At 71.3% G+C, this 14,170-nt stretch carries 14 protein-coding genes and 4 pseudogenes; 11 read left to right on the top strand and 7 right to left on the bottom strand.

Annotated elements, in window-relative coordinates; genetic code table 11:
- Positions 1-401: pseudogene (locus AV521_RS50200) on the bottom strand (hypothetical protein); the annotation flags it as partial.
- Between the two features lie 284 nt (positions 402-685).
- Here AV521_RS50200 and AV521_RS43410 point away from each other — a divergent pair.
- Entirely contained in the window at positions 686-1,600 is a 915-nt protein-coding gene (locus AV521_RS43410; RefSeq protein ID WP_076097275.1) for an SGNH/GDSL hydrolase family protein, read from the top strand.
- A 90-nt stretch (positions 1,601-1,690) separates the two neighbouring features.
- On the opposite strand, the gene pgm is transcribed toward AV521_RS43410, so the two are convergent.
- A complete protein-coding gene (pgm, locus tag AV521_RS43405; RefSeq protein ID WP_076097272.1) occupies positions 1,691-3,331 on the bottom strand; it encodes a phosphoglucomutase (alpha-D-glucose-1,6-bisphosphate-dependent) in 1,641 nt (546 codons plus the stop codon).
- Between the two features lie 159 nt (positions 3,332-3,490).
- Here pgm and AV521_RS43400 point away from each other — a divergent pair, with 159 nt between their 5' ends.
- Positions 3,491-4,111, top strand: coding sequence for a DUF4328 domain-containing protein (locus AV521_RS43400; protein ID WP_079249705.1), 621 nt, complete (start codon positions 3,491-3,493; stop codon positions 4,109-4,111).
- Positions 4,112-4,121: 10 nt separating this feature from the next.
- Here the strand turns inward: AV521_RS43400 and AV521_RS43395 are convergent, their stop codons facing one another.
- Positions 4,122-4,970 (bottom strand): chitosanase, encoded by an 849-nt coding sequence (locus tag AV521_RS43395; RefSeq protein ID WP_076097270.1) that lies wholly within the window; start codon positions 4,968-4,970, stop codon positions 4,122-4,124.
- 285 nt (positions 4,971-5,255) lie between these two features.
- On the opposite strand from AV521_RS43395, the gene mgrA reads away from it, so the two are divergent.
- From mgrA to AV521_RS43370, 5 genes and pseudogenes are all read left to right on the top strand, one after another.
- Positions 5,256-6,299 (top strand): L-glyceraldehyde 3-phosphate reductase, encoded by a 1,044-nt coding sequence (gene mgrA, locus AV521_RS43390; protein ID WP_076097268.1) that lies wholly within the window; start codon positions 5,256-5,258, stop codon positions 6,297-6,299.
- A 152-nt stretch (positions 6,300-6,451) separates the two neighbouring features.
- Positions 6,452-6,634 carry a hypothetical protein gene (locus AV521_RS43385; protein ID WP_076097265.1) on the top strand — a complete coding sequence of 61 codons (183 nt, stop codon included), beginning with the start codon at positions 6,452-6,454 and terminating at the stop codon, positions 6,632-6,634.
- A 207-nt stretch (positions 6,635-6,841) separates the two neighbouring features.
- Positions 6,842-7,266: pseudogene (locus AV521_RS43380) on the top strand (cation:proton antiporter regulatory subunit).
- 5 nt (positions 7,267-7,271) lie between these two features.
- Positions 7,272-8,497 (top strand): annotated as a pseudogene (locus AV521_RS43375) (cation:proton antiporter).
- Positions 8,498-8,548: 51 nt separating this feature from the next.
- Positions 8,549-9,172: a DedA family protein gene (locus AV521_RS43370; RefSeq protein WP_076097263.1), complete on the top strand. Its 624-nt coding sequence runs from the start codon at positions 8,549-8,551 to the stop codon at positions 9,170-9,172.
- Between the two features lie 70 nt (positions 9,173-9,242).
- On the opposite strand, the pseudogene AV521_RS43365 reads toward AV521_RS43370, so the two are convergent.
- The 3 genes and pseudogenes from AV521_RS43365 to AV521_RS43355 all read right to left on the bottom strand — a co-directional run bounded on the left by AV521_RS43365 (position 9,243) and on the right by AV521_RS43355 (position 11,937).
- Positions 9,243-9,710: pseudogene (locus AV521_RS43365) on the bottom strand (cysteine hydrolase family protein).
- The gene (locus AV521_RS43360) at positions 9,686-11,347 is read right to left on the bottom strand and encodes an MFS transporter (RefSeq protein ID WP_256725955.1); all 1,662 of its coding nucleotides are present in this window, start codon (positions 11,345-11,347) and stop codon (positions 9,686-9,688) included. The pseudogene AV521_RS43365 and the gene AV521_RS43360 overlap by 25 nt, the downstream one beginning before the upstream one ends.
- 167 nt (positions 11,348-11,514) lie before the next feature.
- Positions 11,515-11,937: a MarR family winged helix-turn-helix transcriptional regulator gene (locus AV521_RS43355; protein WP_076097259.1), complete on the bottom strand. Its 423-nt coding sequence runs from the start codon at positions 11,935-11,937 to the stop codon at positions 11,515-11,517.
- A gap of 224 nt (positions 11,938-12,161) precedes the next feature.
- Here AV521_RS43355 and AV521_RS43350 point away from each other — a divergent pair, with 224 nt between their 5' ends.
- Complete coding sequence (locus tag AV521_RS43350; RefSeq protein WP_076097257.1) at positions 12,162-12,605, top strand: ATP-binding protein; 444 nt, start codon at positions 12,162-12,164, stop codon at positions 12,603-12,605.
- A 12-nt stretch (positions 12,606-12,617) separates the two neighbouring features.
- Here AV521_RS43350 and AV521_RS51910 read toward each other — a convergent pair whose 3' ends face one another.
- Positions 12,618-12,749 carry a hypothetical protein gene (locus AV521_RS51910; protein WP_256725954.1) on the bottom strand — a complete coding sequence of 44 codons (132 nt, stop codon included), beginning with the start codon at positions 12,747-12,749 and terminating at the stop codon, positions 12,618-12,620.
- 55 nt (positions 12,750-12,804) lie between these two features.
- On the opposite strand from AV521_RS51910, the gene AV521_RS51905 reads away from it, so the two are divergent.
- From AV521_RS51905 to AV521_RS43345, 3 genes are all read left to right on the top strand, one after another.
- A complete protein-coding gene (locus tag AV521_RS51905; protein WP_256725953.1) occupies positions 12,805-12,930 on the top strand; it encodes a hypothetical protein in 126 nt (41 codons plus the stop codon).
- A complete protein-coding gene (locus tag AV521_RS49885) occupies positions 12,912-13,064 on the top strand; it encodes a hypothetical protein (protein ID WP_179023835.1) in 153 nt (50 codons plus the stop codon). The genes AV521_RS51905 and AV521_RS49885 overlap by 19 nt, the downstream gene beginning before the upstream one ends.
- Before the next feature lie 131 nt (positions 13,065-13,195).
- Positions 13,196-14,128, top strand: a complete 933-nt coding sequence (locus AV521_RS43345) for a 4Fe-4S dicluster domain-containing protein (RefSeq protein WP_076097255.1) — start codon at positions 13,196-13,198, stop codon at positions 14,126-14,128.
- Positions 14,129-14,170: the final 42 nt, after the last annotated feature.

Here is a 14,170-nt window from a genome sequence, read left to right as displayed (position 1 = left end):
ACCGGACGCTGCGGATACTCCGGCTTCACCGGCATAGCAGGCTTCTCCGGATACGCCGGCTTCACCGGACGCTGCGGATACTCCGGCTTCACCGGCATAGCAGGCTTCTCCGGATGTGCCGGATACTCGGGCTTCACCGGCATAGCAGGCTTCTCGGGATGAGCCGGATACTCGGGCTTCACCGGGGCGAAGGGCTTCTCGGGATGAGCCGGGTACTCGGGCTTCATCGGAGACGTGGGCTTCTCCACGTGACGCGGGTGTGCGGGCTCGTTCGGGTACGGGGGCGGGGTGGTGCGGTCCTGGGCGTAGCCGGCTCCCGCGGTCGCCAGCGTGGCTGCGGCCAGCGCGGCGGCTGTGGCGGCCGACGCCAGAACGGATCGCCGTCGCGGCGATGTCGTCATACTCTCCACTCTCCTCGACTTGGGTCAGAGCTTTATGACGGCTGGTCAGTCCCAAGGGCTCGATAGTGGAATGATCAGGAAATCTGCGCCGCGAATAACGCTCCGGTGGCGAGAAGCCACCGGATGGGGTAGTGCAGAACACCGGTTGGCCCCCGCCCCTCAAGTCGTTGCGTCCCGCTGCTGGTCCGCGAGACCTACCGGGCGGTATACAGACCCAGTCGAACGCACGAGTGGCGCACGCCGGTGCGCCGACCGGGCTATACACCGGCTCAGGGGGAGGATTCATGGCGAACGACACACGATCGGCGGACGGTACGAGAGTCCGGCGGCGGGCTGCCGTGGCGGCGGCGCTGGGCGGGTGCGCCCTCGTCGCGGCTTCCACGACACCAGCCGTCGCGCACTCCGCAGGACCCGGCCACGATGTCCGTTACGTGGCTCTCGGCGACTCCTACACCGCGGGCCCGGGCATCCCGAGCCAGGTGGACGCGAACTGCGCGCGCTCCGACCACAACTACCCGACGCTGGTGGCGGCACAGCGGAAGGTGACCGCCTTCACGGACGCCAGCTGCTCCGGCGCGACGACCGCCGAGATGTGGCAGGCGCAGGGCACCAACAAGCCCCAACTAGACGCCCTGGGGCGCAACACGGATCTGGTGACCGTCCAGATCGGCGGCAACGACGTCGGGTTCGGCCCGATCATCAGCACCTGCGCACGCCTCGCCGCCCAGGACCCGACGGGCAACCCCTGCGAGCGCTCCTACCAGGCGTCCGGCTACGACCAGCTCACCCTCGCGATCGTACGGACCGCGCCGAAGGTCGACCGGGTGCTGCGGGCCGTGCACGCCCGGGCTCCGCACGCGCGCGTGCTGGTCGTCGGCTACCCGGACCTGCTGCCCGACGACGGCAGCGGCTGCTTCCCACAGGTCCCCTTCGCGCGGAGGGATTTCGCCTATCTGCGCGACACCGAGAAGCGGCTCAACCTGATGCTGCGCGTGGTGGCCGGCCTCAACCGGGCGGACTACGCCGACACCTACACCCCGACAATCGGCCACGACATGTGCAAGGCACCCGCGGACCGCTGGATCGAACCGCTCCAGCCGACCGCACCCGCGGCCCCGGCCCACCCGAACGCCCAGGGGGAGCAGGCCATGGCGCGGGCGGTCCTGGCCCGGCTGGACGAAGGACACCGGCACGGCTGAGCCGGTGACCCCGAGTCGGCACGGCTGAATCGGCGCTGCCGAGCCGGCGGCGGCCATCGGTACGGGATGCCGTAGGCCGCCGTCGACGTCTCAGCCGCCGAGCGCGCCCAGCACCACGGCCTGGGCCTCCTCCTGCACCCGGGCGAGATGGTCCGACCCGAGGAAGGACTCGGCGTAGACCTTGTAGACGTCCTCGGTGCCCGAAGGGCGGGCCGCGAACCAGGCGTTCTCCGTGGTGACCTTGATGCCGCCGATGGCGGCGCCGTTGCCGGGCGCCTCGGTGAGTACGGCCGTGACTCTCTCTCCGGCGAGCGAGTCGGCGGTGACCTGCGCCGGGGACAACTTGCCGAGCAGCGCCTTCTGTTCACGGGTCGCGGGCGCGTCGATGCGGGCGTAGGCGGGTGCGCCGAAGCGGGCGGTCAGGTCGGCGTAGTGCTCGGACGGTGTCCGGTCCGTGACGGCCGTGATCTCGGAGGCGAGCAGGGCCAGGAGGATGCCGTCCTTGTCGGTGGTCCACACCGATCCGTCGCGGCGCAGGAAGGACGCGCCAGCCGACTCCTCCCCGCCGAACCCGAGGGCGCCGCCGACCAGTCCGTCCACGAACCACTTGAACCCGACCGGGACCTCGACCAGTTGACGGCCGAGGTCGGCGGCGACCCGGTCGATCATCGTCGAGGAGACCAGCGTCTTGCCGATGCCCGCGTCGGCGGGCCACTGCTCGCGGTGCCGGTAGAGGTAGGAGACGGCGACCGCGAGGTAGTGGTTGGGGTTCATCAGGCCGGCGTCCGGGGTGACGATGCCGTGCCGGTCGGCGTCGGCGTCGTTGCCGGTGGCGATGCGGAACCGGTCGCGCTGCTCGATGAGGGAGGCCATCGCGTACGGCGAGGAGCAGTCCATACGGATCTGCCCGTCCCAGTCCAGCGTCATGAACCGCCAGGTGGGGTCGGAGTGCGGGTTGACCACGGTGAGGTCGAGGCCGTGCTGTTCGGCGATACGGCCCCAGTAGGCGACTGAGGCGCCGCCGAGCGGGTCGGCTCCGATCCGCACGCCGGCCGCACGGATGGCGTCCAGGTCGAGTACGTTCGGCAGGTCGCCGGCATAGGCGCCGAGGAAGTCGTACCGCCCGGTCGTCTCCGCGGCGAGTGCTCGCGCATACGGCACTCGGTGTACGTCCTTCAGGCCGCCCGTGATGATCTCGTTGGCCCGGTCCTGGATCCAGGAGGTGGCGTCGGAGGCCGCCGGTCCGCCGCTCGGCGGGTTGTACTTGAAGCCGCCGTCGGCGGGCGGGTTGTGGGACGGGGTGACGACCACGCCGTCGGCGAGGCCGGAGGTGCGGCCGCGGTTGTGGGTGAGGATCGCGTGCGAGACGGCGGGGGTGGGTGTGTAGCCGTCGGCGCTGTCGATGCGCACGGTCACGCCGTTGGCGGCGAACACCTCCAGCGCGGTGACCTTGGCGGGCTCGGACAGGGCGTGGGTGTCGGCGCCGAGGAAGAGGGGGCCGTCGGTGCCCTGGGCCGTGCGGTACTCGCAGATGGCCTGGCTGGTGGCGGCGATGTGGTCCTCGTTGAAGGCGGTCGCCAGGGACGAGCCCCGGTGCCCGGAGGTGCCGAACGTCACCCGCTGGGCCGGGTCGGCCGGGTCGGGGTGCAGTGCGTAGTACGCCGTGACCAGCCGGGCCACGTCGACAAGGTCCTCGAAACCGGCCGGCAGGCCGGCTCGCTCGTGCGGCATGGGTCCGTCCTCCGCGTCGTCGGATCGATCGCTCACCGCCCATCTTTGCTCGTCAGGACCCTGACACGCGAGTGCGCCCCGCCTTATGATCCGGTGCTCCGATCTTCGCGCCGTACTGCCGCACGTGCAGGGCGCCTTCCCCCAGACAGGCCTTCCACCGTGACCGTATCCGCCGCCCAGGCCCCTTGGTTCCTCGCTCGCTCCGCCCAGTTCACCATGGCGGCGGTGGCCGGTGTCGAGTGGGTGCGGGCGTTGAAGGTCCGCGCTCATCTGCTGCATCCGTCGGTCTCGACGACCGCCGAGGCCGCCCGGGTGTCGATGATCCACGTCTATGTGATGACGGCGGCGGTCGTTCTGTTCCTGGCCTGGTTCGCCCGCTGCCGGCGCAATGCCGAACTCCTCTCACCCGGTGCGGTGCGCGGCTCGGCCGCGTGGTCCGTGCTCGCGTGGCTGATCCCGGGAATCAACTTCTGGGCGCCGCGCGGGCTCCTGCTCGACGTACGGCGCGCGAGCGGCCCCGCCGGCGCGGACCCGGGCCGCGGTGAGCTGCTCGTCAACGCGTGGTGGGCGGCCTGGCTCGGGCATGCGGTGCTGTCCCTGGTGGGCACCCAGGTGGCGGGCGGTACCTCGCTGCCGCTGCTCGTGGCGGCGCAGGCCCTGGACGTGCCGGCCGCCGCCCTGGCGATCACTCTGATCGAGCACATCACGAAGCGGCAGGCCGCCGGACTGCGCACTGTGGAGCGGGTGTCCGCGCCGGACGGCCTGCCGCACGCGTCGTAGCGCCCGCGGTTCAGCCGATGTGGTAACTGTCCCCGTACACCTTCCAGTCGAGCGGGGTGTTCAGGTCGAGGTTGCCCTTGCGCAGGAAGACCCGCTGCTCGGTGTCGACCCGGCTGGTGTCGCTGTGCGCCTCCTCCTGCTTCATGGCCCACACCCGCGCGTCGAGGAAGGCGTTGAGGTACGTCGTCTCGTCGCCGCCCTGCGCCGGCGGCTTGGCACTGCGCAGGGCGCGTCCGCGGATGTTGCGGAAGCTGGTGGGGTCGTCGCCGTCGCCGTGCATGACGATGGCGTCGTAGTAGCAGAACTGGCCGAGGGTGCGCAGGCCGTCCGCCTTGCCCTGGGCGACCGCGGGGTTGAAGTAGACCCGGTCGCGCTCGTCGTTCTGGCACTGCTGGAACACCGCGTCCTGGGCGGCCTTGCGCCAGTCCTTTGGGTAGTTCGGGTCGAGGCCGTCGTGCGAGTCGCTGCCGTTGACCTTGCGCAGGGCGGGCAGGTATTTGGCGAGGACGTTGCCGGGCTTGCGGTCGGCGTAGAGCTGCACGAGGTCGAGCATGTCCCCGGTGCCGGAGCAGAAGCCGATGATGCCGGCGGTGTAGCCGCGGCCGTCGCCGATGTCCTCGATGTACCTGTACTGGGCCTTCCAGTCGAGCGAGGAGTTCTCCGCGCTCGACACCAGTTCCATGGCGATCTCCTTCTTCGCCGGGTCGTCGAGGCCCGACGCGGCCCGCAGGGCCGCGGGTGCCGCGAGGGCACGCTGGGTTCCGAGCAGCGCACCGGAGGCGACGGCGGCGCCGAGCACGGCGACGACGGTGCGGCGGGAGACGGTGGCGGGGGCTGTTTCGCGGTCTGCGTGCACCACTGGGACTCCAAGTCGAGGCGGGGGGTGGGGAGTTGGTCCGTTCCGCTATTGGTAGGAAAGTTTCCTATCAAAGATGACGAGGGGCGGTAACCCGATCCGCGCGAAGTTCGTAGGATCGGACAAGCGCTGTCGGCGGGGGTGACTGGGGCGCAGCCGATTCAGAAGCGGAACCGCTCAATCCCATCCGGGACGGCGGTTGGACTTGCGCGACACGAAGGCACAGGGTGGACGGACCCGTCCGGACACGGAGGGGCACCCCCTACGGCACCACCCGGAGAAGACCCGATGACCCACGTCGCGGACCCCGCACGCTATGACGGCACCATGCGTTACCGGCGCACCGGCCGCTCGGGGCTGGACCTGCCCGTCCTGTCCCTGGGCTACTGGCACAACTTCGGCGACGACCGCCCCTTCGAGACCCAGCGCGAGATCGCCCTGCGCGCCTTCGACCTCGGGATCACACACCACGACCTGGCCAACAACTACGGCCCGCCGTACGGCGCGGCCGAGTTGAACTTCGGACGGCTGCTGAAGCGGGACCTCGCGCCGTACCGGGACGAGTTGGTGATCTCCACCAAGGCCGGCTGGGACATGTGGCCCGGCCCCTACGGGCAGGGCGGTGGCTCCCGGAAGTACGTACTGGCCTCACTGGACCAGTCGCTGCGCCGGATGGGCGTGGACTACGTGGACGTCTTCTACTCCCACCGGCTGGACGCGAGCACACCGCTGGAGGAGACGATGGGTGCGCTCGACACCGCCGTACGCCAGGGCAAGGCGCTCTACGTCGGCATCTCCTCCTACGACGCCGAGCGCACCCGTCAGGCGGCGGCGATCCTGCGGGAGTTGGGCACGCCGCTGCTGATCCACCAGCCGTCGTACAGCATGCTCAACCGCTGGATCGAGACGGACGGCCTGCTGGACGCGGCCGAGGAGGAGGGCTTCGGGGTCATCGGCTTCACGGCGCTCGCCCAGGGCCTGCTGACCGGTCGTTACCTGGACGGTGTGCCGGAGGACTCGCGGGCGGCACGCGGCACGTCGTTCGACACGTCCTGGCTGACGGACGACATGCTGCGGCGGCTGCGCGCCCTGAACGGCATCGCGGCCCGGCGCGGGCAGACGCTGGCGCAGCTGGCGCTGGCCTGGGCGCTGCGCGACGAGCGGGTGACGTCCCTCGTCATCGGCGCCTCCCGCACCGAGCAGCTGGAGCAGAACGTCGCCGCGCTGGAGCACCTCGACTTCACGGCGGAGGAGCTGGCCGAGATCGACAAGCACGCCGCCGAGGGCGGCGTGGACCTGTGGCGGGAGGCTCGGCTGGGCCGGCTCGGGTGACGCACCGGAACCGAAGAGACGGCCTGAAAGTGACGTACGTCACAGACAGAGGGGATAAGTCGGACATACTTATAGGCACGTCGACAGCGTTGTCATCACTCACGGCACCGCCGTCACCTCTCCTCCGCGACCTCCAAGGAGCCACCACCCCCATGGCGCACGGAGCCCACCGCAGCCCCCTTCTTCCTCCCCATCCCGACCTGGGACTCGCCCGCGACTGCGAGGTGTGCCTCGGCTGGGGCACCGTCGTCACCCGCGACGGGGAGCACGAGCTGTGTCACGCATGTCAGACAGTCGCCGATGACGATGCGGGCGCCGCCCGCATCGACTCATAGATCGCGACTTCCCCTCCCGACTAGATCGCGACTTCCCCTCCCGACCGGTTCGCGCCGCACCGCCCGCGCGACCGATTCACGGCCGATCCACGATCGATTCGCCGCACCCCCTGCCCGACCGGAGCCCCGCCGACGGCCACAAGCCGCCGGGTAGGCTCCGAGTAATGCTTCCACCAAGAGGCATTCAAGTCGGGCAGGGGGGCGGCCATGGGCGCCGTACGCACGAGCAGGACGCCGTTGCCAGGCATCGGTGTCCGGTACGACCTGACGACCCACGAGCAGCGCGGACTGTCGGTGGTCGCCCACCGGGACGGCTGTCCGGCCAGGAGGCCGAGGCCCTCGCCGGCACTCTGAAGCCGACGCACCACAGCCCCAGCCTGCTGTCCACTACGGAACTGGGCCTGGCCGCCGAGCGGATCGCGCTGTCCGCGGCGTCGTACCGGAACGGCCGGCCGCTCGGCGACACCCGGATGCGCACCGAGACCGGCGTGTCGATCGTGGCGGTACTGCGGCGCGCCGAGGCGATCCCCTCCCCCGGCCCCGGCTTCCGGCTGGCCGGCGGGGACACGCTGACCGTGATCGGCACCCGCGAGGGCGCCGACGCGGCCGCGGCGATACTCGGCCGGGAGTGATCCGCATGCACTCCTCCGCCGTCTTCTTGATCGAGTTCGGCGGCATCATCCTGGGCCTCGGACTGCTCGGCCGGCTCGCCGCACGGCTGCGGTTCTCTCCGATCCCGCTGTATCTGCTGGCCGGTCCGGCCTTCGGCGAGGGCGGGCTGCTGCCGCTCGGTGCCAGCGAGGAGTTCGTGGCGATCGGTGCCGAGATCGGCGTGATACTGCTGCTGCTCATGCTGGGTCCGGAGTACACGGCCAGCGACCTGGTCTCCCACCTCAAGACCCAGTACCCGGCCGGCCTGGTCGACATGACCCTCAACACCCTGCCCGGCGCCGCGATGGCCCTGCTGCTGGGCTGGGGCCCGATCGCCGCCGTCGTCCTGGCCGGCATCACCTGGATCTCCTCGTCCGGGTGATCGCCAAGGTACCCGGAGACCTCGGCCGGATCGGCAACCGGGAGACTCCGGTGATCCTCAGCATCCTGGTGCTGGAGGACCTGTCCATGGCGGTCTGTCTGCCGGTCGTCACGGCGCTGCCGGCCGGCACCGGCTTCGCCGCCGGCAGCGTCACCCTGGCCATCGCCCTCGGGGTGGCAGGCCTCGTCCTGTTGCTCGCCGTGCGTCACGGCCGGCACATCTCCCGCTTCGTCTCCACCGACGACCCCGAGAACCTGCTGCTGGTGGTGCTCGGCCTGACGCTGGTCGTCGCCGGTGTCGCCCAGCAACTGCAGGTCTCGGCAGCCGTCGGCGCCTTCCTCGTCGGCATCGCCCTGTCCCGAGAGGTCGCCGAGGGTGCCCACCACCTCCTCGCGCCCCTGCGGGATCTGTTCGCAGCGGTGTTCTTCGTCTTCTTCGGGCTGCACACCGGCCCCGCGAGCATCCCGCCGGTGCTGCTGCCCGCGCTGGCCCTCGCCGTCGTGACGACTCTCACCAAGATCGCGACCGGGTACCGGGCGGCGCGGCGCGCCGGGATCTCGGCCAAGGGCCGCTGGCGGGCCGGCGGCACCCTGGTCGCGCGCGGCGAGTTCTCCATCGTCATCGCCGGTCTCGCGGTCACCGCCGGCATCGACTCCGGTCTCGGGCCGCCGGCCACGGCCTATGTGCTGATCCTCGTCGTCCTCGGCCCGCTGACGGCCCGTTGCACCGAGCCGATCGCCCTGCGGCTGACCGGCCGCACGCCATCCGAGGTCACGGGCGACATCCCGCGGCCGGTCGTGCGCGACCAGGACACCGTCGGGCGGCCCTGAGCCGCTCGGCCGGACACCAGCGCGCCGATCGGGGCGACGTACCGTGGAGGCATGGCCGCCCCTCCGCTTCCGGGTCCGCTCGCGCATCTCGCGCCGTTGCTCGGCCACTACGGCTACTGGGCCGTGGGGGCCGTGGTCCTGGTGGAGGACTTCGGAGTGCCCGCGCCCGGTGAGACGATCCTGCTGGCCGCGGGGGTGTACGCGGGCGCGGGGCGGCTGAACGTCGTGGGCGTCGCTCTCATCGCGTTCACCGCGGCCGTCGTCGGGGACAACATCGGCTATCTGATCGGACGGGTCGGCGGGCGGGCCTTCGTGCACCGGTGGGGGCGGTACATCTTCCTGACGCCGAAGCGGTTCGCGGCCACCGAGGCGTTCTTCGGCCGGCACGGCGGCAAGATCGTGACCGTGGCCCGGTTCATCGAGGGCCTGCGTCAGGCCAACGGCATCATCGCCGGCACCACGGGCATGCACTGGCGCCGCTTCCTCGCCTTCAACGCGCTCGGCGCGGCCCTGTGGGTCGGCCTCTGGACAACTCTGGCCTACCTGGTCGGCAGCCACATCACGACCGTCTACGACGAGGTCTCGCGCTACCAGCTCTACGTCCTCGTGGCCGCCGCCGCACTGATCGCGGCCTTCGCCGCACGGCATGTCGTACGGCTGCGCCGCGAGCACTGACCGGTCTCCCGGCGAACGAGTTCGTCAAGGAGCGGTCGGCGCCCTGGACCGTGCCGCGGGCGTACGCCGGTCAGTGCCGGTCCGGGGTGAGGTTCTTGATGAAGACCTTCCGGGTGAGGACATCGTGCACCTCGGGGTCGCTGTCCAGGCAGCCGTCCGCGAGTACGGTCAGGCGGTGGCCGAGGTCGGCGGCCTGGTGCACGGTGGACAGGGACGACGCCGCTGGTGGCGATGCCGGTGAGCACGAGATGGTCGATCCCGCCCTACGACCTCGCCGGGGCGCGGGGCGGCTGTGGATCTCCGCCCCCGGGTCGCCCTCGGCGAACCGGCCGGAACCGGCGACCGTGCTCAACACCTTGTTGCGCGGGCTGACTTCGGGATGTCCGGCGCGGAAGCCGATGACCACGTAGAGCATCGGCAGCCCGGCCGCGCGGGCGGCCCCGGCAGCCCCGACGAGGCGCGGCAGGTGGCCGTCCTCGTCGAATCGGTCCACGAGGGAGCGCTGGACGTCCGTCACGAGGAGCGCGCTGGGCGCCATGCCGGCTGTCCCTTCGTGCCGTGGTGCGGGCCGGGCTCGGACGGGTCGTCGTCGGCGCGTTCGTGGCCGCCGCGCAGGGCGGAGGCGAGCGCGGAGACCAGGGCCATGCCCGTGGCCACGCCGAAGACGACGGTCAGGCCGTGGTGGAAGGGCCCGGAGACCAGCTCCGGGAAGAAGGTGTGGCCGGTCAGGGTGGCGCGCTGCGCGGCGGTCAGCTGGTCCAGGGTGCCGCCGCCGAGCAGATGGCCGATCGGGTTGTTGCCGAGGAACGTGGCGAACAGGGTGCTGACCGGCGGCAGCGAGGCCACCTCGTGCGCGGTCCCGCCGGGCACGCCGTGCACCTGGAGTCCGCTGCTGAGCGTTTTCGGCAGGGTGCCGGCGAGCCCGGAGACCATCAGCGAGAAGAAGACGCCGATGGACAGGGCCGTACCCGAGTTCTGGAAGGTGGAGCGCATCCCGGAGGCGGCACCCCGGTAGCGGGCCGGCACGCTGCCCATGATGGAGGAGGTGTTGGGCGAGGAGAACATGCCCTGCCCCAGGCCGTTGAGCAGCAACAGGGCCGCGAAGACGCCGTAGTCGAAGTTCACCGGCAGGGCCAGCAGGCCGAGGAAGGACGCGGCGACGGCGAGCAGTCCGGCGGTGGAGAAGAGGCGGGCGCCGAACCGGTCGGACAGATAGCCGGAGACCGGTCCGGCGACGAGGAAGCCGAGGGTGAGCGGGAGCATGAAGATGCCGGCCCACAGCGGGGTGTCCTCGAAGTCGTAGCCGTGCAGCGGCAGCCAGATGCCCTGCAGCCAGATGATCAGCATGAACTGGAGTCCGCCGCGGGCGATCGCGGTCAGCAGTGCGGCGAGGTTGCCGGCGGCGAACGCCCGCACCCTGAACAGCGACAGCCGGAACATCGGCTCGGCGACCCGGGTCTCGACGAAGCAGAACACCAGCAGCAGGAAGGCGCCGCCGATCAGGCCGGTGAGCACCCAGGGGTTGGTCCAGCCGGTCGGGTGGCCGCCGTAGGGCTGGATGCCGTAGGTGATGCCCACCAGCAGGATGCCGGCGCCCGAGGCGAAGGTGAGATTGCCGAGCCAGTCGATGCGGCCGCGGCCGCCGGCCGAGGTCTCGCGCAGGCTCAGATACGACCAGACGGTGCCGGTGATGCTGACCGGGACGCTCACCCAGAACACCGCCCGCCAGTCGACCGCGGCGAGCAGACCGCCGGCCAGCAGGCCGAGGAACTGCCCGGCGAGCGCGGTGATCTGGTTGATGCCGAGGGCCATGCCACGCTGCCGGGCCGGGAAGGCGTCGGTGAGGATGGCGGCCGAGTTGGCGGTGAGCATGGAGCCGCCGAAGGCCTGCACGATGCGCCACAGGATCAGCCACAGCGCGCCCGCGCCCGCCTGGAACGGGTCGAGGGACAGAGCGACGGAGGCGCACACGAAGACCAGGAAGCCGAGGTTGTAGATCCGGACCCGGCCGAACATGTCGCCCAGCCGGCCGAGGACGACCACGAGGACGGCCGACACCAGCAGATAGCCGAGGATCATCCACAGCAGATAGCCGATGTTGCCGGCCGCGAGGGGGTCGAGGCCGATCCCGCGGAAGATCGCCGGCAGCGAGATGATCACGATGGAGGCGTCCATGGTCGCTATCAGGACGCCGAGCGTGGTGTTGGAGAGGGCGACCCACTTGTAGCCGGGGCCCGGAGGTGTGTCCCGGAGCCGGGCGGAACGGGCGAGCAGCCGGGCGCGTATGCCGGCCCCGTCGGCGCCACGCGAGGCCGGGCCGTGCGGGGCTGGTGCGGGGCCGGTCACAGTCGTTCCGCCAGTCGGTCGAGCAGGGGCAGGACGTCCTGCAGGGCCTGCCGCTCCTGCGGGGTGAACTCGTCCAGGGCGTGGGCGAGGCGGCCCACGGACTCGGAACGGCGCTGCTCCAGCATCGTCCGTCCCTCGTCGGTGATCGACACGATGGCCCGCCGGCCGTCGGCCGTGTCGGGAGTACGGCTCACCAGCCCGCGTTGTTCGAGTCCGGCGAGGGTGCTTGCCATCGCCTGCGGCCGGACCCGCTCGGACTCGGCGAGCGAGCCGGGCGAGTCGGGACCGGTACGAGCCAGCCGGGCCAGCACCGAGACACCGGACAGCGTGACGTCCCCGACCGCGTGCGCCTGACGCAGTCGGCGGACGGTCCGGCCCATGGTCAGCCGCAGCGCGGCGGCCAGTACAACCGTGTCCATGGTTACTGACGATAGGTTTATCAGTCTGGACTGTTCAACCAAGCGTAAGTAATTCGCCCGGACCGGCGCCTGTGACCAGGGCCTCCTGTGCAATCGGCGGAATCCCGGCGAACGTCACCTTGTCCGACGGCCCAGCGGGTAACCGGGCAGTGACGGGACAATCCCGTGGGCACAGCCCGTACGCACAGGAAGAGACCCTGGCCAGGAGGGAGAGAGCGACCCGTATGGACATCCCGCCGCTCGGGACCCACGCGACGACGCGGACCCGCCCGCTCTGCTACAGCCACGCCTGGGACACCGGCGTACCCCGCATCGCCGACGCCAGGGACGCCGTCGCCGCCCTGCTTTCCCAGGTACGTCCCGCGCCCGCGCGGCGCTCGGTGCAGGACGCCCAGCTCGTCGTCAGCGAACTCGTCACCAACGCGGCCAGGCATGCGCCCGGCCCGTGCGCCCTGCGCCTGGAGTTGACGCCGGACGGCGCCGCGCTGCGCGTCTCGGTGACGGACACCTCCACCGAGCCGCTCCGGCGGCGGACTCCCGATCCCCTGCGCATCGGCGGGCACGGGCTGTTTCTCGTCGCGATGCTGTCCGGCGGCCTCGAGGTGACCTGGCTGTCCGACGGCAAGCGGGTCACGGCCACTGTGCCGCTCACCGCCGGGAACGGGTGAGTCCGTCCGCGGTCAGACCTGGGCGAGGTGGTCGGGGAACCCGCCGACCAGGTCCAGGCCGGTGCGCAGAGTCTCGGTGGCGTCGGCGAAGCCGATGCGCACGGTGTGCTCGACACCGAACGCGGCGCCCGGGGTGCAGCACACCGGTCCACTCCGGCAGCCGGGTGCAGAATGCGCGGGAGCCAGTCAGGCCCTGCTCGTGGGCGCGACGCGGGAACCGCGAGCCGAACTGTGGCGCTGGACCCTGGCCCCCGGCGGCCGTTACGACGCCGAACCCGACCGGCCGGGCGCCCAGGAGATCCTCATGTGCTCTCGGGCCGCCTGACCCTGGCGCTGGAGAGCGGACCGCACGTGGTGGCTCCCGGCCGGAGCGCGGTCATCGCCAGCGACCAGCAGTACGCCTGCCGCAACGACGGCTCCGCACCGGTCGTCTTCATGCGGGTCGTCACCGGCGCCTGACCCCGCGGCTGGCATCGGGCCGCCCACCGGTGCGCCGTACCTCCCGTTCCCTTCGCGCGAGCGGAGCACGGACACCCGTGCCACCCTCAGGACCGAGGAGTGCGCGGAATCCTGAGCGAGGAGGTGCGGCAATGAGGGACGGCGACGAGGTCCGCGGACATCTGCTGTACGGGCCCGAGCCGGATGTGGCCGGTACCTCCGGGTATGCCGACGCCCCGCCGAGGATGGGCTTCTTCACCGACACCTCGGTGTGCATCGGCTGCAAGGCCTGCGAGGTGGCGTGCAAGGAGTGGAACGCCGTCCCGGAGGACGGGCTCACCCTGACCGGCATGTCCTACGACAACACGCAAGGCCTCAGCGCCGACACCTGGCGGCATGTTGCCTTCGTCGAGCAGCGCAAGCCGTTCGGCGGACCGGAGCCCGGGGTCGCGCACGACGACGTCGACGTGTTCGCGGCCGCCGCCCGGATCTCCCCGGTCGGCCCCGACGGCCGCACCGAACTGCGCTGGCTGATGGCCTCCGACGTGTGCAAGCACTGCACACACGCCGCCTGTCTGGACGTGTGCCCCACCGGTGCGCTGTTCCGCACCGAGTTCGGCACGGTCGTCGTACAGCCCGACATCTGCAACGGCTGCGGCTACTGCGTGCCCGCCTGCCCGTACGGCGTCATCGACCAGCGCGAGGACGACGGCCGGGTGTGGAAGTGCACGCTGTGCTACGACAGGCTCGGCGTCGGTATGGAACCGGCCTGTGCGAAGTCCTGCCCGACCGACTCGATCCAGTTCGGGCCGGTGGAGGAGCTGCGGGAGCGGGCGGCTGCCCGGGTGGCGCAGTTGCACGCCGCGGGCGTGGGTGATGCGCGGCTGTACGGCGAGAGCCCGGACGACGGGGTCGGCGGTGCCGGGGCGTTCTTCCTGCTGCTGGACGAACCGGAGGTCTACGGCCTGCCCCCGGACCCGATGGTCACCACCCGGGACCTGCCCGCCATGTGGCGGCACGCGGCCTGGGCCGCCGCCTCCCTGGCCGCCCTCGCCCTGAGCGGTTTCGTGCGGAGGATCCGGTGACGGAGTCGGACGCCGGGCGCGACCAGGGCTCGGGCCGCCGCA

Source organism: Streptomyces sp. IMTB 2501, from assembly GCF_001953885.1.
In the GTDB taxonomy this organism is placed as follows: Bacteria; Actinomycetota; Actinomycetes; order Streptomycetales; family Streptomycetaceae; genus Streptomyces.
Note: the sequence above shows the minus strand (reverse complement) of the source record. Positions and strands in the feature narration are given on the sequence as shown.